This window comes from Halosimplex halobium (genome assembly GCF_051414055.1).
GTDB classification, from domain to species: Archaea; Halobacteriota; Halobacteria; order Halobacteriales; family Haloarculaceae; genus Halosimplex; species Halosimplex halobium.
Window position 1 is genome coordinate 256,465 of record NZ_JBLKNX010000004.1, and the last position, 26,100, is coordinate 282,564.

A 26,100-nucleotide genomic window follows, 5' to 3' on the forward strand; every position below is an offset into this window, starting at 1 on the left:
CGCGTTCGGTCAGTCCCCTGTCCCCGGGTGCGGATCCGCTCCCGTAGCCGCGTCCGTCCCTCGGAGCCGGCGGACGCCGACGGCCACGAGCAGGTACGCGGGGACGGTGACGGCGACGACGCCGGCGATGATCCCCCAGTCGCCGGGAGCGAGCGCGACGGTATCGAAGTACCGCCGCAGCGGGGTGTACAGCACGGCCAGCTGCAGGGCCAGCGAGCCCGCGACCGCCGCGAACAGCCAGCGGTTCGACAGCGTCGGCGTCTCGCGCAGCCAGCGGACGACGAACAGCTTCCCGAACTCCAGGACGACGAACGCCGTGAACACCATCGTCCGGACGTAGGCGTCGACCTCGCTCGCGCCGTCGAGCAGGAGGGCGATCAACCCCAGCATGACGACGGTCGTCACCGCTCCCGTCCCGCCGATGACGCCGAGCATGGGCCGGTCGACGATGCCCCGGTCTGGCTCGCGCGGCGGTCGCTCCATCACGTCGCCGCTCTCGGGGTCGGCCCCCAGCGCCAGCGCCGGCAGCCCGTCGGTCAGCAGGTTGATCCACAGCAGCTGGACCGCCGGGAGGACGAGATACCCCCACAGCGAGGCGAGGAAGACGATGGCCACCTCGGCGACGTTGGCGCTGAGGAGGTAGGCGACGAACTTCCAGATGTTGTCGAAGATGGCGCGGCCGCGCTCGACCGCCCGCGCGATGGTCGCGTAGTTGTCGTCGAGCAGCACCACGTCGCTGGCCTGCTTGGCCACGTCCGTCCCGCGGACGCCCATCGCGACGCCCACGTCGGCGTTTTTCAGCGCCGGCGCGTCGTTGACCCCGTCGCCCGTCATCGCCACCGTCCGGTCGTTGGTCTGCAGCGCGCGCAACACCCGCACCTTGTGCTCGGGGGCGGCCCGGGCGAACACGTCCACGTCACCGACGCGCTCGCGGAGTTCGTCGTCACTCAGCGCCTCGATCTCCCGGCCCTCGACCACGTCACCGTCCAGTCCGAGGTCCGCGCCGATGGCCGCCGCCGTCCGCACGTTGTCGCCGGTGATCATCTTCACGTCGATGCCCGCCCGGCGCGTCCGCTCGATGGCGTCGGCCACCTCCGCGCGCGGCGGGTCGATCATCCCGACGAGGCCGACGAACACCAGGTCGTCCAGGTCGTCGGCGCCGTCCGTGCCGCCGGCGCCGTCCGCGTCGAAGCCGCGCCCGCCTTCGGTGTAGGCGACCGCGAGCACCCGCAGCGCGTCGTCAGCGAACGCGCGGGTCCGCTCGCGGACCCGCTCGGCGCCCGCCTCGTCCAGCTTGACCGGCCCGTCGTCGGTCAGCACCCGCGAGCACTTCCCGGCGACGACCTCGGGCGCGCCCTTGACGTACGCGCGGTCGCCGTGGACCGTCCCCATCCACTTGCGCTCCGAGGAGAAGGGAATCTCGTCGGTCCGCGGCTGTGCTTCGCGAAGCGCGGCCACGTCGAACCCGCGGTCTTCGGCGGCCGCGACGAGTGCCCGTTCGGTCGGGTCGCCCTCCTCGGCCGTCGCATCGTTGCAGAGCGCGCCCGCCCGCAGGAGCAGGTCGACCCGGTCGGCGGCCGCCGCCCCGCTCTCGACCGTCGCCCCGCCGTTCGCCGCGGGTCGGTCCCCCTCCTCCCCGCGGCCGTCGCCTTCCGATCCGCCGTCCGTCCGGCCCGTCCCGACGGCGCCGTCGGCAGCCACCTCGTCGAAGTCGACGACGCTGTCGGCGACCCACAGCCGGCTGACGGTCATCCGGCCCTCGGTGAGCGTGCCGGTCTTGTCGGTACAGACCACGTCGACGGCGCCCAGCGCCTCGACGGCGGGCAGCCGCCGCACGAGCGCGTTCTCGTCGGCCATCCGCCGAACGCCCAGCGCGAGCGTCAGCGTCACGACCGCTGGCAACCCTTCCGGGACGGCGGCGACCGCGAGCGATACCGCCGTGAGCGCGGTCTGCAGCGGCTCGACCCCGCGGGTCCAGAGCAGGGGCACGACCAGCGCGGCCAGCCCGACGACGCCGAGGCCCAGCGTCCGCCCGAGGTCGTCGAGTTCGGCCTGCAGCGGCGTCTCAGTCTCCTCCGTGTCGGCGAGCTGGCGCGCGATGCTCCCGACCTCCGTCCCCTCGCCGGTCGCGGTCACGACGAAGGCGGCCTTCCCCCGCGTGACCGCCGTGCTCTTGTACACCATCGACGACCGCTCCGCGAGCGGCGCGTCCGGCTCGACCGGTTCGACCGACTTCGAGACGGGGAGGCTCTCGCCGGTCAGCGCCGCCTCGTCGACCTCCAGCCCCGTCGCGTCGACCACTCGCCCGTCCGCCGGCACCACGTCGCCGTCGGAGAGTTCGACCACGTCTCCCGGAACCAGTTCGGTCGCCTCGATCTCCACCGTCTCGCCGTCGCGGCGGACGACGGCGGTGGGCGCCGTCAGCTCGCGGAGCGATTCGAGGCTCCGCTCGGCGCGGTAGTCCTGTGCGAACCCGAAGACGCCGTTGGCGACGACGATGACCGCGATGAGCACCGCGTCGACGGCGTGGCCGGCCCACACCGAGAGAGCGGCCGCCGCGAGCAACACCCAGATGAGCCAGCTGTCGAACTGCGCGAGGAAGATGTCGACCGGCGAGCGGCCCGCGCCCCGGGCGATCTCGTTCGGCCCGTGCTCCGCACGGCGCTCGGCCGCTTCGGCCGACGACAGCCCCGATTCGTCGACCTCCGCGCCCGCGAGCACTTCGTCGGACCCCCGGCTGTGTGGGGTATCTGTCACTGACAGTGCCTTCTCGTCCCGAGCCTATCGGTGTTTGGTCGAGTCGGCGTTCGCGCGACCGTCAGTATCGCGGTCCTGATGGTCGTATCCCGTGAGTCCGGACGCTTAACTGTCCGCACAGCGGACGCCCGCCCGATGACCGACCGCGAGTTTCCGACGCCACAGAGCGAGTACTTCGATTTCGAGGGCCAGGTAGCGTTCGTCTCCGGGGCGGCGGGCGGCATCGGCCGCGCGACGGCGCTGGCGTTCGCCCAGCAGGGGGCCGCCGTCGCCGTCACCGACATCGACGGGGACGGCAACGAGGAGACGGCCGAGCGGATCGAAGCACTGGGGAGCGACGCCCTCGCCGTCACGTGCGACCTGCGCGAGGCCGAAGACGTGGAGGCGGCGATCGAGGCGACGGTTGAGGAGTTCGGCCGACTCGACTACGCCTGCAACAACGCCGGCGTCGAGCAGGATTCGGTGAAGGCGGCGGACCTGGCGGTCGAGGAGTGGGATCGCATCGTCGATACCGACCTGCGCGGCGTCTTCCTCTCGATGAAGTACCAGATCCCGCACGTCCTCGACGCGGGCGGAGCGATCGTCAACGTCTCCTCGGGCGCCGGGGTGAAGGGCTTCCCCGAAGTCGCCTACACCGCAGCGAAACACGGCATCGTCGGCCTCACGAGGTCGGCGGCGCTCGAATACGCCGACACGGACCTCCGCATCAACGCCGTCTGTCCCGGCATCGTCGACACGTCGATGATGGACCGGGTCACCGACAACAGGGAGGGCGGCCGCCAGGCGGTGGTCGACCAGGAGCCGATCGGACGGATGGGTGAACCCGAGGAGATCGCCAACGCCGTCGTCTGGCTGTGCTCGGACGCGGCCTCGTTCGTCCTCGGCCATCCCATGGTCGTCGACGGCGGTCAGACTGTCTGAACGGTTCCGGCCCCGAGGACGGTGAACTCGCGATCCGGGAGGCCCTCCGAGCGTCCGCTGCGCTCGGTCAGTCGCGACTGACTCGGTTTCGCGCGAGCGAACGGCGCGAAAACGACCGAGCCTGCCGATACCGGGCAGCGCTGCCCACGCGACGCCCGTCGTCTCCCAGTATCCCGGTCGTATTTTGTATCGCGGCATGTGGTTTACGGCAGTTATCGTCGAGCACGGATACCGGCCCCATCCGATCGCCGATCGTGGCGACGTCCGGCCGTGAGCGGGGTGACCCGAGCGTCGCGGATCGGCGACGGTCGGACTCGGAGCGAGCGGCCAGCCCCGACACCACTCTTTATGTGCGAGCTCGCCGGTCGGGGTACCATGGCGACGGCGGCCGACGACCTGACGGAACCGCGCGTGCTCGCCCGGGCCAAGCGGCGCCTGTTCCCCGAGGACGGTGCCCAGGCCTACGCGGTCGTCGACACGCAGTTCGCGCAGGAGCGGTGGGTCGACCGGACGACCGTCGACGAGGCGGTCCGCGAGGCGCTGGCGCCGTTCAACCACGTCCGCGTCGGCTCGGGGTACCCCGACCTCGTCGGCGTGCGACCGCTCGACGACGAGTTGCTCGCGGTCGACCGACTGGGCGGCGAGCCGCCGCTGATCGCCGTCGAGGCGAAGGGCTACGCGGGCGGCGGCGTCGACACCGAGCGCGGCATCGTCCAGGCCCGCGACCGCCTGGGCGAGGCCAACGTCGCCTTCCTCGCGGCGCCGGCCGCGGCGATCTCACAGACCGACCGCTCGCTCGCGCGGGAGTGCAACGTCGGCGTCCTCGCTGTCGAGACAGACGGCGACGTTCACGCGGTCGAACGACCGCGCGTCGTCGGCAACCGCACCGCCGACGCGGCGACGACCATTCGGTTCCAGGCCAGCGCGCAGGGCGTCGCCGACAAGAGCTTCGGGCTCAACCACCCGAAGAACTACCTCGCCTACCCCCTCGCCGTGGCCCACGACCGCGACACGGAGGCCGTGCTCGCCGAGCGGGTCGTCGGCGCGACCGACGCCGCCCGCGACGGTGCGGCGTTCCTGAACCTCGTCGCCGTCGAGCCCGACCGGACGGCGCTGACCGCGCTGGGTAAGGAGGTCGTCCGCTTCGCGCTCGCGGAGGCGGGCAGTGTCGACGCCGCGCTCGACGCCTTCGAGGGCTGGAAGGGCTCGCGCGGCCGCTTCTGCGAGGTCGCGCCGCGGTGGGGCCAGCTCGCCCGCCGCGTCGTCTACGCCTACCCGGCGACCGAACTGCTCGTCACCGAACTCCAGTCGCTGCACGACGACGGTGAGCGCGACCCCACGCTCCGGCAGTTCGTCGAGTATCTGCACGAACTCCATCCCACTTTCACCGTCGAACTGTTCCTCCGCGGCGACGAGGGCGTCCGTTCCCGCGCGCTGACCGGGGACGGCGACCTCCGCGGCGAGATGCTGACCGACGGCGACGCCTACCACTCGCCGACCGTCTTCCAGCTGAAGGCGATGCTGTACCACGCCGGGATCGTCACCGAGCGCGGCAGCGAACCCCACCGGCTCGACCCCTGCGAGGACCGCTGGGCGCTCCGCCACGACGTGGCGACGACGAGCGGGTGAGTGCGCGTCGCCCCCGGAACCTCTCGGCGCCGAGGCGTGATTCTACGGAGAGCTCTGCCTCAGCGTGCTAGCGACAGCGACGCCTCCCACTCACAACAACGCTTACTCTCATATCGCCAATCAATATAGTGTCTAATTGTCAAAATATTTTAGTGGTGGAATCGAAGACAATTTTATAGGACTTCCGACGTATGGGATGCCTATTATGTTTCTAGCTTCGATAATAGAGATAAGCGAGATTCTTGTTCAAGTCACATCTGGCTCTGGTGACTGAAATTGGAATATGTGTTTCTATTTAATGATTTGTGAATGTAGTGTCCAATAGATTTAACTGTATCTATCTTTTTTTTTTCTGGTGTGACTCGCAACGAGTCATCCACCGACGCGGATATGAACAGGAGAACAGTGTTACAAACGGTTGGTGCAACTGGTATTGGGATGATCGGTATTGGATCACTCGTAGGGGTAGCAGGCGCAAAAGATGAGGATGACGAGAAGACGACCTGCGCCCCTAACGTCGGCTGCGATTTCAGGATCGGAATCTCTGTTGATATGATAGAAACAGACTACGCTGGAGGGGATAGTCTCTGTGAAGACATAGGGGAGGCTTGTACAATTTATACGGCTGCCAGCCTCGCAGATCCAATACCAGGTGACGTGACCGTCGTTGTGGCATCCTGTGCTATTGGCGGAGGATCATGTTTGATATACGATGAATTTAAAGAAATACACGGTAACCAGAATGCCGATCTTATGCAAGCCCAAGAGTCCGGAGGTGAAATAGAGGAAGGTGACTACATCATGATCCCATCAGATTGGAATTAATGTATATTAATTGTTATGACAAACTGTGATCTGATCGTGCGTAACGAACAATGGTAGACTACAGTTTAGTCCTCTTTCTGGTGATTTTGGTATTTATATGTGGGATTGTGCTACTAGATGCTGAAATCCGGCGAGTGCGTCTTGGACTCAGTTTAATTTTACTGGGCCTCGTAATCGGTATCGGAATAGAGAGTGTCGGCAGTCTGCCTCCTGAGATCACCTTTCCCGCTAGTGTCGTAGCATTCGGTTTCATCCTCGCCGGGTTTCTACTCGTCACTGTCACCAAGATTCGAAGATATCCCGATCACCCAACGTAGCGGCTCCATTTTTCGGGGCCGGATCGGGATCCGGCAGCTGGCCCGGGTCGCTTACCAATTTCGGGGGCGATGCTCTACTGGCCGCGACGCGCGACAGCGTCTCTCTGCGGCACGACGGAGGCACCGCGAGCGACGCGACTAAATTATCAGTAAATATAGGTGAGGGGCCCCACCAGGCTTATAAAATAGGTCGTTCATGCTCGAAACGAGGCGTTCTATGACCCGCCGGATCGTCGGCCGTCCGGTGTTCGACCCGCGCTCGCCGCCCGCGGCGCGAGCGGCCCGATAGCTGCAGCACTCGGGTTCGCTTCGCTACGTTCCGTAGCCGCAGTCTCTCCGTCGAACACACACGCACATGCCGACATCCGCCGAGCCCACGGCCACCGCCCGTGGCTCGTCCACGCACGCTCCGTCTCGCCGACAGTCGCATCGCTCGCGGCCGCCGCGGCCGCTCGAACCGCCGCGTTCGCTCGCGGGAGGTGGTCCCCGATGAGCGCCGACGCGGTCGAACCGCCCGACTCCGCGGAGCCGCCCGAGGGGATGGACGCGACGGCGGCCGCCGACTCGCCGACCGGGACCGGTGAGGCCGAATCGGCCGCCGAGACGACTGCGGAGCGGCCGCTGTGGCGCAACCGCGACTTCCGTCGCTTCTTCGCGGGGCAGTTCGTCACCAACGCCGGCGACAGCCTCTACACGGTCGCGGTCCTGTGGCTCGTCTTCGAACTCAGCGGCTCGACCGTCCTCACGGGGATCGCCAACGCCGTCCTGTTGCTCCCGTGGCTCCTGCAGATTCTCGCCGGCCCGGTCGTCGACCGTCTTCCCCTTCGACCGGTCCTCGTCGGGTCGCAACTGCTCCAGGGCGTGGTCGTCCTCGCGCTGCCGCTCGCGGCGGCGACCGGGAATCTGAGCGTCGGCGTCATCTTCGCGGTCGTCCCCCTCCTGACGCTCGCGACGCTGCTGATGGCGCCGATGCAGGCGACGGTCGTCCCGCGGATCGTCCCCGACGAGCAGCTGTCGCAGGCCAACTCCGCGCTGGCTACCGTCACGCTCGGGCTGGACATGGTGTTCGACGCGCTCGGCGGCGCCTTTATCGCCGTCTTCGGCGCGACGGCGCTGTTCCTGTTCGACGCGGGGACGTTCGCACTCGCCGCGCTGCTGTTCGCCGGAGTCGCAGTCTCGCGGTCCGGCGGTGACACAGGCGCGGACTCCGGTGCCGACCAGTCCGACGGACGGGCGGAGTCCGATACGGACGAGGAGTCGATACTCGGCGCGTACGTCGCGGACCTGCGCGACGGGATCGACGCGTTGCGCGGGACCGTCTTCGTCGAACTGGTGGCGACGACCGCGGTCGCGAACCTCGCGACGGGCGTGACGCTCGCGGTCCTGCCGGCCTACGGCGACGCGCTCGGCGGCCCCGCCGTCTACGGGGCGCTGCTCGGGGCGCTCGGGGTCGGCCGGCTGGTCGGCTCGCTGGTCGCGCCGTACCTGGAGGGGGTCGCCTACGGCCGGTTGCTGCTCGTCGGCAACGCCGCGGGCGCCGCCTGCTGGCTCGGTGCGGTGGCCGCGCCGTCGCCCGCACTCACGGTCACCCTGTTCGGACTCGCGTGGGTGCCCGCGGGCGCCAGCGGCGTGCTCACGGCGACGCTGAACCAGACGGTTTTCCCGGCGGACCTGCTCGGCCGCGTCTCGACGACCAAGGGCACCGCCTCCGGCGCGACGCTCCCACTCGGATCGCTGGCCGGCGGGCTCGTCGCCGAACTGCTGGGGGCGGCGACGACGGTCGGGCTCGCGGCGTTCGGCTTCGGCTTCACGGCGCTGTATCTCGCCGCTCGCCCGCGACTCCGGCGGCTCCCGGCGGTCGCCGACGCCGACCCTGAAGCCTTCGGCGTCAGGGTCGAGTCGGAGTCGGACGGGACGTAGCGACCGCGGACCCCGCAGTTGCCGGTCCGTCGCTTTTGGGCCCGCCCGGTATAGCTGGTATCATGAACTTCGACGAGTTCACCGGAGCGGTCCAGCACCGCCTCGAACTGCCCGGGACGGGGGAGGCCGTCCGCGCGACCCGCGCGACGCTGACGACGCTCGGCGAGCGGATCCAGGAAGGCGAGGCCACCGACCTCGCCGGCCCGCTCCCGATGGAGGTCGACTTCTACCTCACCGGCGCGGTCGCCGAGCACGGCCAGCACTTCGACTGGGACGAGTTTCTCGACCGCGTCGCCGATCGGGAGGGGCAGACGGCGCCGGACGACCGCGCCGACGTGGCCCACCACGCACGGACAGTCGTCGCGGTCGTCGCCGAGGCGGTCCCCGAGGGACAGCTTGACCAGCTCCGCGACCAGCTACCCGCCGACGAGGGGTGGGCGGACCTGTTCGAACTGGTCGACGGCGCGGCGGCCGAGTAACCCGGTCGCAGTCCTGCGGTCGTCGCGAGTGCCTGTTCGCGGGTGACCGTCCGCGGGGCCGGGGCCACTGCGCGGTCACCCGACTTAACGCGGCCTCAGTGATCACCGCCAACTGCTAAGTGGGCGTCGCTCCAAGCGCGACTCATGTGGCGCTCCGGCCAACGGGGTCGCGACGAGGTGACCTGCATCGCCTGCGGCGACTCGGTCGCCCGGTCGTCGGCCCGGGAGTACGACAAGTTCGGCGACCGCTGGGACCGCGAGGGCAAGGAGTTCGAGTACCTCTGCAAGCCGTGCGACCGCGAGCGGTGTCACCAGCCCCGCGGGAACCTCGAGGGCCTGCTCGAAGACGTGGAGGCGGAAGCCGACGACCGCGACCGCGAGACCTTCCTCGCTACGTACCTCGAACTCGCCGAGCGGGCCGACTCCGTCGAGGAGCGGTGACGCGGTCGGCGGTCGGCTCCGCCGACGCAGCCTCGCTGGCTCCACCGTCCGCGACGGGGTCACCACAGAAAGCCTATCTGTACCCTGGTCATAGCCCGCTACATGACTACCGAGGACGCTCAGGCCCATGCCGGCACGGTCGAGGGCCAGGGCCCCGTCGAGATCGACGAGGAGATGGCCCGCCACCTGGCCAACAAGCGCGAGGAGCTGTTCGAGAAGTTCGAGATCCGCGACGAGTTCCCCTCGGAAGTGATCGAGGAGGCCGAGGCGCGCACGGAGGGCGTCCAGGAGGAGATCGCCGACGAGATCGACGAGCGCCGGGACCTGCGCGACATGACGACCTGGACGACCGACCCCATCGACGCCCAGGACTTCGACGACGCCATCTCCGTCGAGAAGCGCGACGACGAGTACGTCCTCTGGGTCCACATCGCCGACGTGACCCACTACGTCAACCCCGGCACCGCGATGTGGGAGGAGGCCGTCGAGCGGGGCAACACCGTCTATCTCCCCGACTACACTATCCACATGCTGCCGCCGATCCTCGCCGAGACGGTCTGTTCGCTGGTCCCCAACGAGGACCGGCTGGCCCACACCGTCGAGATGCACCTCGACCCCGATGACCTCTCCTACGAGGAGATCGACATCTACAAATCCGTCATCGAGTCCGACGCCCGCCTGACCTACTCCGAGTGCGAGGACATCCTCGACGAGCCCGACAGCGCCGACGACCTGCTGGAGGACACCGGCGTGGACCTGGCCGAGAAGACCGAACTCGTCTGGGAACTGGCCGACCGGATGCACGAGCAGCGCAAGGAGGACGGCTCGCTCGTCCTGAACCCGGCCCGCGACCGCGCCCACACCATCATCGAGGAGTGCATGCTCAAGGCCAACAAGGCCGTCACGCACGAACTCATGTGGGACCGCGGCGTCGAGGCGATGTACCGCGTCCACCCCCAGCCCTCCCCCGAGGAGTGGGACGAGGCGCTCCAGGAGATCCAGGACCTCGACGGCGTCTCGATCCCCGGGAGCGCCTGGGACGACCCGCGCAAGGCCGTCAACGCGACGCTCGAAGAGGCTCCGGGTCGCCAGCTCTCGAAGATCCAGCGGGCGGTGATGTTCGTCATGCCCCGGGCGAAGTACATGAGCGACCCCTTCGGCGGCCACCACGCGCTGAACTTCGAGATCTACGGCCACTTCACCTCGCCCATCCGCCGACTCTCTGACCTCATCAACCACTGGATCGTCCACACCAACGACGTGCCCGAGGACCTCCAGGCGCTGTGCAAGCACGCCTCCGACCAGCAGAAAGACGCCGAACAGTGCGAACGCGAGTACAAGCAGTTCCTCGAGGAGGTCGGCCTCGACCCCAGCGCCGTCAACAACCGCGGGGTCGAGGTCGTCGACGACGAGGAGTAGCGTCGCCAGTGGGTGCCGGCGTCGGCCCGCCGGCCCGGACCGCCCGGCCCCCGACCTCTCGGATCGCGGATAGAAATTTCCTGCGCCAAACCTATTTCTCCCGACCGGGTGAACGGTCGTCGCGATGACGGAGTCGCCCACCCGCCGGGGATTCCTCGCCGGGGCCGCGGCCGTCGCGACGGGATCTGCCGCGGTCGCGTCCGCCGAAGGCGCCCCGCTCGATGCCTCGCCCTCCGACGCCGATCCGACTGATCCGTCCCCGTCGGACGCCCAGCGTCGGGCCGCGCTGCAGGACGCCGGCGGGGACACCGACATCGAATCGCTGGTCGACGACCTCGTCGAGTCGAGCCTGGAGGGCCGGACGGCCACGGGCGCGACGGTCGCCGTCGTCGCCGACGGCGAGGTGGCGCTCGCGAAGGGCTACGGCGTCGCCGACCGGGGCGAGGAGCGGCCCGTCGACGCGACCACCCCGTTCCGCGTCGGCTCGGTGTCGAAACCCGTCGTCGCGACGGCGCTGATGGCCCGGATCCAGCGAGGCGAGATCGACCCCGACGAGCCTGTCTCGACGTATCTCGATCCGAGTCTCGACGACGCGGTCGGCTCGGTCACGCTGGCCGACCTCGTGACCCACCGCGCGGGGTACGAGATGTCCAACGAGGGGCTGTGGATCACGGATCCGGACGACCTGCGGCCGCTCCCCGGGGCGCTCCGGCGGTGGCGCCACGCCCGCGTCCGGCCGCCCGGCGAGGCGCCCGCGTACTCGAACTACGGGTACGCCGTCGCCGGCGGTGTCCTCGCGGCGGCCGCCGACGAGCCGTTCCACGAGGCCGTCGATACGGAGTTGCTCGACCCCGCGGGGATGGAGTCGAGTAGCTTCCGCCAGCCGCTCCCCGACTCGCTGGCCGACCGCCACGCGACGGGGTACGGGCCCGGCGCCGCCTACGCCGACGGGGAATTTCCCTACGTCGGCCTCGCGCCGGCGGGCGCGCTGTCGACGACCGCCGACGACATGGCCCGGTTCATGCAACTCCACCTCGACGAGGGTGTCGTCGACGGCGAGCAGGTACTGGCTCCGGAGACCGTCGCGGCCTGCCAGCGCCAGTGGGCGACCGCCCACGAGCGGCTGCCGGGGATGGCCTTCGGGTTCGTCGAGAGCGACTACGGCGGGACCCGGACGCTCCGGCACAACGGCGGGACGCCGACGTTCTACAGCGACCTCCTGCTGGCCCCCGAGCGCGGTCTCGGACTCTTCGTCGCGTACAACGGCGCCGACGGCGGTGCGGCCGCAGGGGAGGTGCTGGAGGGGTTCCGCTCGGAGCTGTTGCCCGACCCGGAGTCCGACTCGGACCCCGGCACCGGCTCGGACTCGGCCGAGGGAGCGTCGCGCTCCCCGGACGGCCAACCGACGCGGGCCGACGACCTCGGCGGCACCTACCGGTCGCTGCGGCGGTCGTGGACCTGGCACGACCGGGTCACGACGACGCTCCAGGCCGACACCGTCGAGGTGAGCGTCGCCGACGACGGCGCGCTGGTCACGACCGCCGGGAGCGCGACGAACCGGTGGGTCGAGGTCGAACCCCTCGTCTTCGAACGGGTCGACGGGCGCGAACGGCTGGCGTTCGACACCGGCGGTGGCGACGACATCGAGTACCTCCACCGCGGGGCGAATCCGACGACGGCGTACGGCCGCGTCGAGGGGACCGACCGACTCTCCCTGCACGCCGCGCTGACCGTCCTGTCGCTGCTCGGCCTGTTCTCGGCGGTGTTCGGGTGGCCGGCAGCCACCGCCGTCCGGTGGTTCCGGTCCGGGGACGACGCCGACGTGGCCGCCGACCCGCGGCGGTGGCGCGACCGGCCCGCGACGCTGGCGCGCGCGGTCGCCGCCGGGGCCGCCGTCGCGATACTCGCCTTCCCGGTCGCGGTGGTCGTCCACCTCGTCGTCGCGCTGTACGCCGTCCTGTCGGCGCCGCCGCCGACGTTCGCGGCGCTGTTCGCCCTGCCGATACTGGGGCTGGCGGGGACCGCGGCGGCCGTCGCGTTCGCCGTCCGCTCGTGGACCGACGGCTACTGGGGACCGCTCGCCCGGGTCCACTACGCGCTGGTCGCCGCGTCGCTCGCGGTCGCCTGCTGGCTGCTGTGGTACTGGAACCTGCTGGTCCCGCCGCTGTGAGAGCGCCCCGGATCGAAGGCCCGAATTCTCAGATCCTCTGAAAACTGCCTAGCGACGCGTACCGGATAGCAACAGCCGTCGCCGGGTCGTCGATAGCTACGAAAATAATACGGAAATATTTCACGGCGGTTCAGAGACTGTTCGAAATGTGTTCGGAGACATGATCTGGCATAACAGTTTAGTGGGATCCGTACGTACGTGTAACTGAGAGGTGACGAACCGATGGCCACCAGCGACAGGACTCGACGCACAGGGGAGCACCGCACAGCAGGCCGCCGGCTCTCCCGGTACGACCTCCTGCTACTGGTGATACCCGCGGCGTTCCTGCTGGCGCTCGTGGGGTCGACCGTGTCGCCGCTTCCCACCCGGGTGTTCGTGGCGGGGGCGTCCGTGGTCGGCGCGCTCGCCGTCGCGGACGGGCTGTTCGTCAACCCGCCCGACGGCGACCGCTGACCGCCGCGGGGGACCCGCGCTCGCACGGTGTTCGACCGGCCGCCGCGTGGCTGCCGCCGGGACGGCCACGGGCGGTTCGCCGGACGTGAAGCCGACCCCCAACCAGTTTGGGTGGTTGCTTATTTAATCTCTCTCGAACATATAGGTACTAACGGTCGGCCGGCGGTGTGGCCCCAGCGGTCCCCGCGGCGTCGCGGGCGCTCCACGACCGGCGACCACCCACCAAACAATGCCAGCGAGCGACCAAGTCGACACGAGCAAGGGGATCCACAGGCGGACGGGGCGGACGTTCTACGTCGCCACGAAGCTCCTGCCCGAGCGGGTGCGGGAGGCGACGTACGTCCTCTACGCCTTCTTCCGGATCGCCGACGAGGTAGTGGACCGGACGGACGACCCAGACCCCGAGGCCCAGCGGCGGCGGCTCGAAGCCATGCGGGCGGCCGCGCTGGGGGAGATCGACCCGGACGCGGGGACCGCGCTCGACGACGAGGAGCGAGCGGTCCTCGACGCGTTCCGGTCGCTCGCCGACCGCAAGGGGATCGACGACCGCGAGGTCGAGGTGTTCGTCGACGCGATGGTCCAGGACATCGAGACGGCCCGCTACCCCGCCTTCGAGGACCTGGAGGCGTACATGCGCGGGTCGTCGGTCGCCGTCGCGAACATGATGATGGACGCCATGGAAGTCTCGCCCGCGGACCGCGAGCAGGCTCAGCCCCACGCGGAGGCGCTGGCCGAGGCGTTCCAGCTGACGAACTTCCTGCGGGACGTGCGCGAGGACATCCGCGACTACGGCCGTGTCTACGTTCCTCAGGAGACGCTGGAGCGGTTCGGCGTCGACGAGGCCGACCTGGCCGAGGCGAACGTCACCGACGGGTTCGTCGCGGCGATGCGCCACGAACTCCAGCGGACCGAGCGGCTCTACCGCGAGGGGGTCGCGGGCATCCGCCTGCTCCCGGAGGACTGCCAGTTCGGCGTCCTGCTCGCCGCCGTCTTCTACGCGGAACACCACCGGCTCATCCGCGCCCGCGACTACGACGTGCTGACCGAGACGCCGGAACTCGGCCGGCTGCGGCGCGGGTACCTGCTCGTCCGGACCTGGGTCCACTGGCGGCGCCACCGCGACCCCGAGGCGACCTTCTACGCGGTCAGCGCCGTCTCACCCGGCGGCGAGGGCGACGGCGTCGAGACCGACGGTGTCACGGGCCACGTCGCGTAGGATCTCCCGTCGCTCGCTGTTTTTCCTGCCGTTCTCGGTGTCCCGCCTCCGCGGTGTCCGACAGCCGGCGCTGTCGGGTCAGCGACTCGAAAAAACGTCGCTGCGACCGCCGAGTCTACCGGCCGCGGTTCTCGTTGCTGGAGAGACTCGGCCGCGTGCGCTCGGTGCCCTTGCCGCGGTTGTTCAGGCCGCGGTTGCGGCGGCCGGCGCTGGTGAGCCCGCGCAGCGCGCGGTCGGTGTGCTGGTCCTCACAGATCCACGAGAGGTCGTCGTCGTTCTCGATCGCGGGGTGCTCGGGGTCGACGAGGATCACCTCGAACCACTTCTGGCTGCCGTCCTGCCCGACGGGGTAGGAGTTGAGCACGCGGAGGTTCGGGTAGACGCGGGTGGTGCGCTCCTCGGCGACGCGCTGGAGGTTCTTCCGGCGGGTGATCCGCGTGACGCCCTGGCGCTTCGACCGGCGACCGGCCGTGAAGCGCTGCTTGCGGGCGCCGCCCTTGCGGATCGACGCGCGGACGACCACGACGCCCTGCTTGGCCTTGTAGCCCAGCGAGCGCGCGCGGTCGAGGCGGGTCGGGCGCTCGATGCGCTCGAGCGCGCCTTCCTCGCGCCACTCCTGTTTGCGCTGCCACTGCAACTCCGCCAGCTTGCCGTCGTCCGGGTCCTTCCAGGCGTCCCGGATGTAGGTGTAGAAGCTCTTTGCCATGGGTGTTCACCGCCGGGCGTTGCGTGGTTCAACCGCCGTCGCCGGCGATCACATCCCGACCTGCACAGGCAGGCGCCCGCTGGTGCCCGACCGCCCAGCGAGTTACCCGCCAGTTCCCCGCTCGCGCCCTTAAGGGATCCGAACTCGCGGCGGCGCGGCTGTCACTGAGGCGACTGGTGTCATGCGAATATTATTGTACTGGTGTATTATATCCGGTTAAACACGATGGAACGGGACGAGATCCTGGGGGGACTGGAGGACGCGGGGTTGACCTCCTACCAGGCCGACGCGTACCTGACGCTGCTGGACATGGGTGTGTCGCCGGCCGTGGACGTGGCGCGGAACTGCTCGGTCCCGGTGCCGCGCATCTACGACGTGCTGACGGAACTGGAGCAGATGGGGTACGTGGAGACGCTCGACCGGGAGACGCTGCACGCCCGTGCGCGTGAGCCGGCCGAGTTCGTCCGGGACCTCCACGACAAGAGCGAGCGGCTCTCGTCGGTCGCCGAGGAGATCGAGGACCGCTGGGAGGCGTCGCCGCTGGGCGACAACAAGATGAACGTGACCAAGCGGGTCGACACGGTCGTCGACCACGCGGAGGGGCTGATCCGCGAGGCCGACTCGACGGTCGACCTGGCGGTGACCGACGAGCAGCTGGTCGCCTACGAGAGCGCCCTGACCGAGGCCTTCGAGGCGGACGTGGTGGTGCGCGCGTCGGTCGCGCCGTCGGGGGAGGTGGGGATCGCGGACCACCCGGTCAGCGACGTGGTGTCGGAGATCCGCGAGCGGCCCCTCCCCGGCCCCTTCTGCGCGCTCGTCGACCGGACGGAGGCGTGTCTCGCGCCGACGACGCGGATGCCCGACCCGTACGGCGTCGTCATCAACGACGATATCATCCCCTTCATCCTCCGGTGGTACTTCCAGACCTGCCTGTGGGCGAACTGGGAGACGGTCTCGCGGTCCCGCGAGGGCCCGCCGGTGTACGTCTGCCTGGAGGAGTTCATCCGGGACGTCTACCCGCTGTGGTGGGACGACGCTATCGTCTCGGTGACCGTCAGCGGCCGCGACCCCGACTCCGGCCGCGACCGGGAGGTCTCGGGCGTCCTCACCGACATCCGGTACTCCGCGACCTCCGCGCGGACCGGACAACGCCCCACGCTGACCGACCTCTCCGGGCGGGCCACGGTCGTCCTCTGGACCCCGGACGGCCGGTGTACGGTCGGCGGCTGGGGCGCGCTCGACGAGGACCTGGAGGTCAAACGCGTCACCGTCGACGGGATCGAGTGGCTCGCCTGACCGACCGACGCCGGGCCCGCCCGCCCACCGCGTGACTCGCCTACCCGACCGTCGCGGGGCCCGCCCTTGCTGAACCGGGACCCGACGCGAATAGTGTCAACCCGTAATATAGTAGTCGGGTGTAAAATATTTGTATTAACTGCTGTATAAACGATAGCCGGGTGGAAAGAACGTCCGGCACTCCCGGGTTTCGCGGCCGAACTCTCCGTCGGCCGATCTAACCATCCTCGTTACCTATCAGATTTTATACTATGACTTACCAGAAAAACTTCATAGTAGATGGAAATCTCTTAACGGCTATATTGTGGGCTCAGGAGGACTGAAAATCGTTATTTCGAATTCGAGTAATTCATTATATCTCGGGCTAGAAAAACGTTTTATACCGGTCGTTCGATGTACGGTTCACACACCACTCGGTGTGTATCGGAGGTCGAGATGACAAACGAACAGCAACCTCCTGACGGGGGACGAGAGGCATCGCATTCCAACGGATCGAGCGCGGACGAGGGGGGACCGTCCCGCCGCACGTTCCTGAAGGGGACGGCGGCGGCCGGTGCGGTCGCGCTCGGCGTCGGCGCGGGCGCCGTCGGGTCGGCGTCGGCCGGGATCCCGACGCCCCGGCTGCACCGCGACGGCAACCTGATCAAGGACCCCGACGGCAACGTCGTGACGCTGCGGGGGGTCAACATCGCCGACCCCAAGCGGATCAACGTCACCTCGCAGGCCCGCGGGAAGGACGCCGTGCAGGTGATCGACACCCTCACCGACGCGAGCAACGGCTGGTACCCGCGGATGATCCGCGTGCCGGTCCAGCCGGTCGACATCGGCGAGTACGAGCCCGGTTCCGGCCCGCCGGTCCCGGCGTTCGACGAGAGCCAGCTGGAGAGCTACCTGACGAACCACCTCGACGAGGTCGTCCAGCGCTGCGCCGAGCGGGGCGTCTACTGCATCATCGACTACCACCGCCACCGCGACGTGCGCTGGGCGGAGGGCCAGTCCGGCCCGGTCAACGCCGAACTCCAGGACGAGGTCGACATGTTCTGGGACGTCGTCGCGCCGCGGTACGCCGACGAGTCGCACGTCCTCTACGAGGTGTACAACGAACCGACCGAGCCCGGGATGTGGGAGGACCCGACGGACACCCAGTGGGTCGCCGACATCTGGCAGCTCTGGCTCGAGATGGCCCAGCCGTGGGTCGACACGATCCGCAGCCACGCGGACAACCTCATCCTGATGGGGTCGCCCTCCTGGACTCAGAGCCCCGAGGGCGCGCTCGTCGAGGAGTTCGACGGCGAGGACATCGCCTACACCTTCCACATCTACCCGGGGCACAACTCCAGCAGACAGCAGAACTGGGAGGACGCTTCGATCAACGGCGAGGGCGTCGAGGGGGTCTACGAACAGGCGCCGCTGTTCGTCACCGAGTTCGGCTGGGAGGAGAACGCCGGCCAGTACATCGGGGGGACCGACGAGTTCGGCGACGCCTTCCACGACTTCCTGGAGAAGAGCCCCGCCATCCACTGGACCGCGTGGTGCGCCGACCCGGTCTGGCGCCCGGTCATGTTCAGCCGGCCCTTCGCCGAGAACGCCAACGACTCCGTCGGCGACCCGTACAACGGCACGGTCCCGGAGGCCTGCTCGGACCTGCCCTGCGAGTGGACGCTCACCACCGGCAGCGGCGGCATGGGCGACGACATCAAGAGCTGGCTCGAACAGTACCGCAACGACGGCATCCCCGGCGAGGGGACGGTGCGGCCGCCGACCGACGAACCCAACACCCCGACCGACGAGCCGGATACGCCCACGGACGAACCGGACACGCCGACCGACGAACCGGACACGCCGACCGACGAACCGGACACGCCGACCGACGAACCGGACACGCCGACCGACGAACCGGACACGCCGACCGACGAACCGGACACCCCGACGGACACGCCGGCGGCCGACGCGCTGGTGGTCGACGACTACGACGGGGACCCGGGGTGGTCGAGCCACCGCAACGACCTGGGGCAGTGGTGTGGCGCCGGCTCCTTCGAGAACGGCGGCGGCGAAGTCGAGGACGGCGCGCTCGTGTTAGAGTACGACAACGGCGGCTGGTTCCAGGAGCAGATCAACCGCGACGTGAGCGACTACGACACGCTGGTCTTCGAGGTCAGCGGCGCGGACGGCGGCGAGGAGTCGGAGGTGCTGTTCGACATGGGCGGCGTCCGCACCATGCTCTCGAACGTCACCGCCGACGCCATCGGCACGAGCACGGGGGAAGTCCACGTCGACATGGAATCGGCGGGGATCGACCGCTCGTCGTCCAGCCTCTCGGTGCGGTTCAACTTCTGGCAAGGGGGAGCCAGCACGCTCGAACTCTCCGAGATCCGACTCGAATAGCCCGACAGACGAACCCACACCCCACCACACACCAATGAGCGACAACGGCACACACGACAGCGCACAGGCATCGAACGACGACGTATCGACCTCCGACTCGACGGGGAGCTTCTCGCGACGGAGCGTCCTGAAGGCGACGGGGGCGGCCGCGGTCACCGCCGGCTTCGCCGACGCCCTGATGGGCTCGGTCGCGGCGGTCGGGATCGACACGCCGCAGCTGCACCGCGACGGCAACAAGCTCAAAGACCCCAGCGGCAACGAGGTCATCCTCCGCGGGGTCAACATCGCCGACCCGGCGCGCCTGGCCCGCAGCTGGCGCGGCAAGGACTCCATGGAGGTGTTCAACAAGGCCACCAGCACGGACGAGGCCGACGAGGGCGGCTGGTACAGCCGGATCATCCGGCTCCCGACCCAGCCCCAGGACATCTCCAGCGCGACGAACGACCTCCAGATGGCCCACGGCGACGACTGGGGGCCACTCCTGCCCGGCCAGTTCGACGAGACGGACATGGAGGAGTACTTCACCACCTACGTCGACCCCATCGTCGACGCCGCCGAGGAGCAGGGGCTGTACGTGATGATCGACTATCACCGTCACTTCCCGATCTTCCACCAGCCCCAGCACGAGGAGGACCTGGGCGAGTACCAGTGTGGCAACGAGTCGTTCCCCAACGACATCGGCTTCTGCGGGGAGCGCGGCGTCCTCTGGAACTCCGAGGAGCAGGCCTCCGAGCTCGACGGCTACGCCGAGGAGTACGCCGCCGAACTCGACCAGGAACTGCACGACTACTGGAACTTCGTCGCGCCCCGCTACAGCGACCGCTCGCACGTCATCTACGACGTGTACAACGAGCCGACCGGTCCCTACGCCGGTGACTGGGGGACACCCACCCGGGTCCCGAACGCCGGCGAGGACGCCGGTCAGGACACCGACGTGATGGCCGAGGAGTCCAAGCGGTACTGGGACATGTGGGTCGACCGCGCCCAGCCGTGGATCGACACGGTCCGCGAGCACGCCGACAACCTCCTGACGATCGGCTCGCCCCGGTGGAGCCAGTACACCTACTGGGCGCCCCAAAACGAGTTCCAGGGCGAGGACATCTGTTACACGGGTCACGTCTACACCCACGACAGCCTCCGCCCGCTCTCGGACTACTACGGGACGCCAGCCGAGGAGGTCCCCGTCTTCTTCAGCGAGTTCGGCTGGGCAGAGGGCGGCGGCAAGGACAACTTCAGCTTCCTCGAAGGCACGGCCGACGAGTACGCCGACGACTTCGAGCAGTTCATCGACGAATACCCGGTCCACCCGATCTGCTGGAACTTCGACCACACCTGGGAGCCCGCCTTCTTCCAGCACGACTCCAGCCAGGACGGCACCTGGGAGATATGGGACTACCAGGCCCGCCCCGGCCAGTGGTGGCAGGACTACCTCGAGGAGCACCGCAACGACGACCTCCCGAACCCCGACGAGGAGGACACCGCGACGACCACGACCACCACGACGACTCAGCCGAGCACGCCGACTCCGACGGACGAACCCAGCACGCCGACGCCGACCGACGAGCCGAGCACGCCGACGCCGACGGACACCCCGACGCCGACGGACGCGCCGGAGGCGCCCAGCGAGGCGCTGGTGGTCGACAACTACGACGGGGACCCGGGGTGGTCGAGCCACCGCAACGACCTGGGGCAGTGGTGCGGCGCCGGCTCCTTCGAGAACGGCGGCGGCGAGGAGTCCGCCGGCGAGCTCGTCCTGGAGTACGACAACGGCGGCTGGTTCCAGGAGCAGATCAACCGCGACGTGAGCGACTACGACACGCTCGTGTTCACGATCCGCGGCGCCGATGGCGGCGAGGAGTCGGAGGTGCTGTTCGACATGGGCGGCGTCCGCACCATGCTCTCGAACGTCACCGACGACTCCATCGGCACCAGCGTGAGCGAGGTCCGCGTCGACATGGAGTCGGCGGGGATCGACCGCTCGTCGCCGTCGGTTCGGTTCAACTTCTGGCAGGGCGGCAGTAGCACGCTCAGGATCAGCGGCATCCACCTGGAGTAACCCGCCGCCGGCGGTCGTCGGCGGCCGGGTCGGTCCGGACGCCGGGGGGCGACCGCCGGGCGCTCGACACGCGGCCCAGCCATGACACGCAACGAGCACGCCGACGGGGACGAGGGGGGCCCGCGCGACCGCGGTACCGGGGGTACTGCGCCGGTCGCGCGGGCCGCACCCGCCGGGCTGTCCGTCGACGGGACCACCGCCGTCACGGCCGCACTCTCGTGGTCGTCGACGGCGCCGGCCCGGACCGACCACTACAACGTCTACGTCGACGGGGCCAAGCGGGCCGAGGCCGGCCGCGAGCGGACGCGCGTCGCGCTCGCCAACCTCGCGCCCGCGACGACCCACCGGGTCGGCGTCACCGCCGTCGACGGCGCGGGCGTCGAGTCCCGCCCCGCGACCGTGCGGCTGACGACCGACTCGCTCGACCCCGCGGCGGACGAGGCCGACGGCGTGCCGGCGACGCGCCGCCCGGACTCGCGCTCGCCGCGGTCGGGCGCTCCCGGCGGGAGGACCGACCAGGCCGACCACGCCGACGGAGCGACTGACGAGGAGCACAGCTGACGGACGACAGCGGGGCAGCGCGGCACACACGGACACATGACACGAGACGACGATACGACCGAATCGAGCGACGACAGCGCGGCGGACGCCGCGGACACGACCAGACGGAGCGTCCTCAAGGCCGGGGCCGCGCTCGGCGCCGGCGGCCTCGCCGTCGGCCTGGGCGACCGGGCCGCGGCGGCGAAAGTCGAGGAGGTCTGCAACTCCGACTACGGCACCATCGAGGTGGCCGACGGCTTCTCGCTGGTGGACAACCAGTGGGGCAACTCGGCGGCCGACCAGTGTATCTGGCTCAACGAGGACGGCAGCTACGGCTACGACTTCGACGCCTCGGGCACCGGCGGGGGGATCAACTACCCGCAGGTGCTCGTCGGCACCAAGCCGTGGGGCTCGGACACCGGCGTCGACGAGTTCCCGGTGCGCCGGCGGGACGTCGACGAACTCGTCATCGACGTCGAGGCCGACTACAGCCAGTCCGGCGGCGAGTGGGACTGGGCCGAGGAGTGGTGGTTGATGGAGCAGCCGGTCAGCGAGCAGACCCAGACCCACCAGTACGAGATCATGCTCCTGCTGGACTGGAACGACCAGCACGACCACGGCGCCGTCGAGGCCGAGGCCGTCTGGACCGACCAGTACGGCAACACGGTCGACCACTGGACGACCTACCCCGGCGGCGGCACCAGCGCCGAGTTCTACATCTTCCGGATCCAGGGCGGCCACGACGGCGGGAAGATCGACCTGCAACCGATCGTCGACTACATGACCGACGAACACGGCGTCAGCGAGGACCTCTGGCTCTCCGGGATCGAACTCGGCAACGAGTACTGGGCGGGCTGTGTCGGCCAGACCACCTACGAGACGTTCGACGTGACCGTCAACGGGACCACCTACGCCAGCGGCTCCGGCGAGTCCGCGGACAACGGCGGCAGCTCCCCGACGCCGACGCCGACCGACACGCCCACGGACACACCGACCGACACGCCCACGGACACACCGACCGACACGCCCACGGACACACCGACCGACACGCCGACCGACACCCCGGCGGACGACCCCGGGGACGGCGGCTCGGGGGACGCCCTCGTCGTCAACGACTACGACGGGGACCCGGCGTGGTCGAGCAACCGGAACGACCTCGGCGAGTGGTGCGGCGCCGGTTCCTTCGAGAACGGCTCCGGCGAGGTCGAGGACGGTGCTCTGGTCCTGGAGTACGACAACGGCGGCTGGTTCCAGAGCCAGATCAACCGGGACGTGAGCGACTACGACGACCTGGTCCTGGAAGTCAGCGGCGCCGACGGGGACGAGGCGTCGGAGGTGCTGTTCGACATGGGCGGCGTGCGGACCATGCTCGCCGGCGTGACCGACGACGCCGTCGGCACGACGACCGGGGAGGTCCGCGTGGACATGGCGTCGGCGGGGATCGACCGCTCGTCGCCGTCGCTGCGGCTGAACTTCTGGCAGGGCGGAGCCAGCACCCTGACGATCGAGGCGATCCGCCTGGAGTAGATCCCCATGAGCGACGACCACACCACGACCGACGAGCATCGACGCGACGGCGTCGGCGACTCCGCGGGGGGCGACTCGCGCGGCGACGACTGCGACGGCCGCGACGGCCGCGACGGCCGCGACGGCGCCGCGACGGCGACCCGGCGGACGGCGCTGAAGACCATCGGCGCGGCGGCGGCCGGCGGGACGCTGCTGTCCGGGCGCGCGAGCGCGGGCGTGCCGACGCCGCGGCTGCACACCGACGGCAAGTGGATCCGCGACCCCGAGGGCAACGAGGTGCAGCTGCGCGGGATGGCCACCGCCGACCCGGCGTTCTACCGGCGGTACCACCCCAAGTCCTTCGAGGCGGTGCTCCGGCGGGCGACCGACACCGAGCGGGGCTGGCACCCCAACGTCGTCCGGCTGCCGTTCACCCAGGACAACGTCGCCCACTTCGGCATCGACACCCTGATCGAGGAGTTCATCCGGCCCTCGGTGGAGATCCTGGCCTCCCGGGACGTGTACGCGCTGGTCGACTTCCACCTCATCCGGCCGTACACCCAGGCGGCGACCGAGACGTACAACGAGGAGAACGAGGACACGCTCGACCCCATCGACGACGTGATGACGAACTTCTGGAGCGCGGTCGCCCCGGAGTTCGCCGACGACGAGCACGTCCTCTTCGAGCTGTTCAACGAGCCGACCCAGCCGACGATGTACGGCGACGACGCCGGGGCGTGGCAGACCTGGCGCGACGCCGCCCAGCCGTGGGTCGACCTCGTGCGCGAGCACGCGCCCGAGACGCCGGTCGTCATCGGGTCGCCCCGGTGGACCTCGGTGACCCACATGGCGCCGGAGTACCCCTTCGAGGGTGACAACCTGATCTACGCGGGGCACATCTACCCGGACAACGGTGCTCCCTCGGAGTTCGACCAGTACTACGGCGAGCCCGCGAACGACGTCCCGGTCGTGATCACGGAGTTCGGCTGGGACCCCGAGGGGGGCAACATCGACCGGGGGACCAACTCGGGGTGGGGCCAGCCCTTCCGCGAGTGGGCGGAGGGCTACGCCAACATGGGCTGGATCTCCTGGTGTTTCGACGACTCCTGGGAACCCGCGTTCTTCGAGTCGCCCGGCGACGGGGCGGCCAGCGACTGGACGCTGAAAGACGGCGACGAACAGATGGGCGGGTTCATCAGGACCTGGCTCGACGAGGAGCGAGACGACAGCGTCCCGGCGAGCACGGTCGACGACGCGACGGCGCCGCCGGCGCTCGGCGACCTCGCGGTCTCGAACGCCACGGAGATCGGCTTCGACCTCTCGTGGGACGCCGTGACCGACGAGGGCGGGGCCGGCCTCTCCCACTACACCGTCTATCTCGACGGCGAACGGGTCCAGGAGGCGCTGCCCGGCGCCACTACGGCGACCGTCTCGGGACTGGAGCCGGCGACGACCTACGAGGTGGCCGTCACCGCGGAGGACGACGCCGGCAACGAGTCCGACCCGGCGACCGCGGTCGCCGAGACGATCGCGCGCGACGCTCAGCAGTCGCCGTACAACGGCCCGCACACCCTGCCCGGCCGCGTCCAGGCCGAGGACTTCGACGAGGGCGGCCAGGGGGTCAGCTACTACGACACCACGCCCGCGAACAGGGGCGGCGCCGACTACCGCGACACCGCCGTCGACATCGGCACGTCGGCCAACACCGGCTACAACGTCGGCTACATCGCGACCGGCGAGTGGCTGGAGTACACCGTCCAGGTCGAGTCGGCGGGGACCCGCACCACGCGTGTCAACGTCGCGGCCGGCAGCGGCGGGGGCGGGGCGCTGCGGGTCTCCGTCGACGGCGAGACGCTGGCGACCCAGGACGTGTGGCAGACCGGCGGCTGGTCGAACTGGCAGACGATCCGCGTCGGCGACCTCGACCTCCCCGAGGGCGAGCACGTCGTCCGGGTCACCGCCGAGTCGGGCGCCTGGAACTTCGACTGGATCGAGTTCGGCGAGTCCGAGGGGAGCGGCGACACGACCGCACCGCCGGCGCCCGCCGAGCTCTCGGTGACCGACACGACCGACACCGCCGTCTCGGTCGACTGGGACGCCGTCACCGACACCGGCGGCAGCGGGCTCGACCACTACACGGTCTCGGTCGACGGCAGCGAGGTCCAGACCGTCCCCGCGGGGACCACCTCGGCGACGGTCGACGGGCTGTCGGCGGAGACGAGCTACACGGTCGCGGTCACGGCGGTCGACGGTGCCGGCAACGAGTCGGCGGCGGCGAGCGTGTCCGCGACGACCGCGCCCGCGGGCGACACGACCGCCCCGCCCGCCCCGGCGAACCTCTCGGTGACCGGGACGACGGGCTCGTCGGTCTCCGTCTCCTGGGACGCGGTGACCGACGAGGGCGGGAGCGGTCTCGAGAGCTACGTCGTCTCCGTCGACGGCGAAGCGGCACGGACCGTCCCCGCAGGGACCACCTCGGCGACGGTCGACGGGCTGTCGGCCGACACCACCTACGAGGTCGCGGTCACGGCGGTCGACGGCGCCGGCAACGAGTCCGCGGCAACGACCGTCACGGCCACGACCGACGCGAGCGACGACGGCGGGAGCGACGAACCCGCCGACGCGCTGGTGGTCGACAACTACGACGGGGACCCGGGGTGGTCGAGCCACCGCAACGACCTGGGGCAGTGGTGTGGCGCCGGCTCCTTCGAGAACGGCGGCGGCGAGGAGACCGGCGGCGCCCTGGTCCTGGAGTACGACAACGGCGGCTGGTTCCAGGAGCAGATCAACCGCGACGTGAGCGACTACGACACGCTCGTGTTCACGATCCGCGGCGCCGATGGCGGCGAGGAATCGGAAGTCCTCTTCGACATGGGCGGCGTCCGCACCATGCTCTCGAACGTCACCGACGACGCCATCGGCACGAGCACGGGGGAAGTCCGTGTCGACCTGGCGTCGGCCGGGATCGACCGGACTTCGTCGTCGCTGTCGCTGCGCCTGAACTTCTGGCAGGGCGAAGCCAGCACCCTGACGATCGAGGAGATACGGCTCGAGTAGCGAACGA

General features: G+C 69.6%; 18 protein-coding genes. 16 read left to right on the forward strand and 2 right to left on the reverse strand.

The features are described from left to right. Positions 1-9: 9 nt before the first annotated feature. Complete coding sequence (locus tag ACMGFG_RS06090; RefSeq protein ID WP_436929454.1) at positions 10-2,757, reverse strand: cation-translocating P-type ATPase; 2,748 nt, start codon at positions 2,755-2,757, stop codon at positions 10-12. A gap of 135 nt (positions 2,758-2,892) precedes the next feature. On the opposite strand from ACMGFG_RS06090, the gene ACMGFG_RS06095 reads away from it, so the two are divergent. The 10 genes from ACMGFG_RS06095 (at position 2,893) to ACMGFG_RS06140 (ending at position 14,547) form a co-directional block, all read left to right on the forward strand. Further along, positions 2,893-3,678 carry a glucose 1-dehydrogenase gene (locus ACMGFG_RS06095; RefSeq protein WP_436929455.1) on the forward strand — a complete coding sequence of 262 codons (786 nt, stop codon included), beginning with the start codon at positions 2,893-2,895 and terminating at the stop codon, positions 3,676-3,678. A gap of 375 nt (positions 3,679-4,053) precedes the next feature. Continuing rightward, complete coding sequence (locus ACMGFG_RS06100) at positions 4,054-5,307, forward strand: hypothetical protein (protein WP_436929456.1); 1,254 nt, start codon at positions 4,054-4,056, stop codon at positions 5,305-5,307. 357 nt (positions 5,308-5,664) lie between these two features. Beyond that, on the forward strand, positions 5,665-6,132 hold the full coding sequence (locus ACMGFG_RS06105; protein ID WP_436929457.1) for a hypothetical protein: 468 nt from the start codon (positions 5,665-5,667) through the stop codon (positions 6,130-6,132). Positions 6,133-6,989: 857 nt separating this feature from the next. Continuing rightward, entirely contained in the window at positions 6,990-8,369 is a 1,380-nt protein-coding gene (locus ACMGFG_RS06110) for an MFS transporter (protein ID WP_436929538.1), read from the forward strand. Positions 8,370-8,431: 62 nt separating this feature from the next. After that, positions 8,432-8,848: a DUF2267 domain-containing protein gene (locus ACMGFG_RS06115; RefSeq protein ID WP_436929458.1), complete on the forward strand. Its 417-nt coding sequence runs from the start codon at positions 8,432-8,434 to the stop codon at positions 8,846-8,848. Positions 8,849-8,992: 144 nt separating this feature from the next. Next, positions 8,993-9,289 (forward strand): DUF7562 family protein, encoded by a 297-nt coding sequence (locus tag ACMGFG_RS06120; protein ID WP_436929459.1) that lies wholly within the window; start codon positions 8,993-8,995, stop codon positions 9,287-9,289. A gap of 102 nt (positions 9,290-9,391) precedes the next feature. Then, on the forward strand, positions 9,392-10,708 hold the full coding sequence (locus ACMGFG_RS06125; protein ID WP_436929460.1) for an RNB domain-containing ribonuclease: 1,317 nt from the start codon (positions 9,392-9,394) through the stop codon (positions 10,706-10,708). Between the two features lie 124 nt (positions 10,709-10,832). Next, on the forward strand, positions 10,833-12,878 hold the full coding sequence (locus ACMGFG_RS06130; protein WP_436929461.1) for a serine hydrolase domain-containing protein: 2,046 nt from the start codon (positions 10,833-10,835) through the stop codon (positions 12,876-12,878). Positions 12,879-13,100: 222 nt separating this feature from the next. After that, entirely contained in the window at positions 13,101-13,331 is a 231-nt protein-coding gene (locus ACMGFG_RS06135; RefSeq protein WP_436929462.1) for a DUF8015 family protein, read from the forward strand. Positions 13,332-13,560: 229 nt separating this feature from the next. Further along, complete coding sequence (locus ACMGFG_RS06140; protein ID WP_436929463.1) at positions 13,561-14,547, forward strand: phytoene/squalene synthase family protein; 987 nt, start codon at positions 13,561-13,563, stop codon at positions 14,545-14,547. A gap of 115 nt (positions 14,548-14,662) precedes the next feature. Here ACMGFG_RS06140 and ACMGFG_RS06145 read toward each other — a convergent pair whose 3' ends face one another. Beyond that, positions 14,663-15,253 carry a 50S ribosomal protein L15e gene (locus ACMGFG_RS06145; RefSeq protein ID WP_135364605.1) on the reverse strand — a complete coding sequence of 197 codons (591 nt, stop codon included), beginning with the start codon at positions 15,251-15,253 and terminating at the stop codon, positions 14,663-14,665. Between the two features lie 225 nt (positions 15,254-15,478). Between ACMGFG_RS06145 and ACMGFG_RS06150 the strand changes: the two genes are divergently transcribed. The 6 genes from ACMGFG_RS06150 to ACMGFG_RS06175 all read left to right on the forward strand — a co-directional run bounded on the left by ACMGFG_RS06150 (position 15,479) and on the right by ACMGFG_RS06175 (position 26,093). Next, positions 15,479-16,549, forward strand: coding sequence for a TrmB family transcriptional regulator (locus ACMGFG_RS06150; RefSeq protein ID WP_436929464.1), 1,071 nt, complete (start codon positions 15,479-15,481; stop codon positions 16,547-16,549). 435 nt (positions 16,550-16,984) lie between these two features. Continuing rightward, the gene (locus tag ACMGFG_RS06155) at positions 16,985-18,934 is read left to right on the forward strand and encodes a glycoside hydrolase family 5 protein (protein WP_436929465.1); all 1,950 of its coding nucleotides are present in this window, start codon (positions 16,985-16,987) and stop codon (positions 18,932-18,934) included. 34 nt (positions 18,935-18,968) lie between these two features. Beyond that, the gene (locus ACMGFG_RS06160; RefSeq protein ID WP_436929466.1) at positions 18,969-20,990 is read left to right on the forward strand and encodes a glycoside hydrolase family 5 protein; all 2,022 of its coding nucleotides are present in this window, start codon (positions 18,969-18,971) and stop codon (positions 20,988-20,990) included. Between the two features lie 81 nt (positions 20,991-21,071). Next, the gene (locus tag ACMGFG_RS06165) at positions 21,072-21,551 is read left to right on the forward strand and encodes a fibronectin type III domain-containing protein (RefSeq protein ID WP_436929467.1); all 480 of its coding nucleotides are present in this window, start codon (positions 21,072-21,074) and stop codon (positions 21,549-21,551) included. 36 nt (positions 21,552-21,587) lie between these two features. Beyond that, positions 21,588-23,057: a GH12 family glycosyl hydrolase domain-containing protein gene (locus tag ACMGFG_RS06170; protein WP_436929468.1), complete on the forward strand. Its 1,470-nt coding sequence runs from the start codon at positions 21,588-21,590 to the stop codon at positions 23,055-23,057. Positions 23,058-23,063: 6 nt separating this feature from the next. Next, positions 23,064-26,093: a fibronectin type III domain-containing protein gene (locus ACMGFG_RS06175; protein ID WP_436929469.1), complete on the forward strand. Its 3,030-nt coding sequence runs from the start codon at positions 23,064-23,066 to the stop codon at positions 26,091-26,093. Positions 26,094-26,100: the final 7 nt, after the last annotated feature.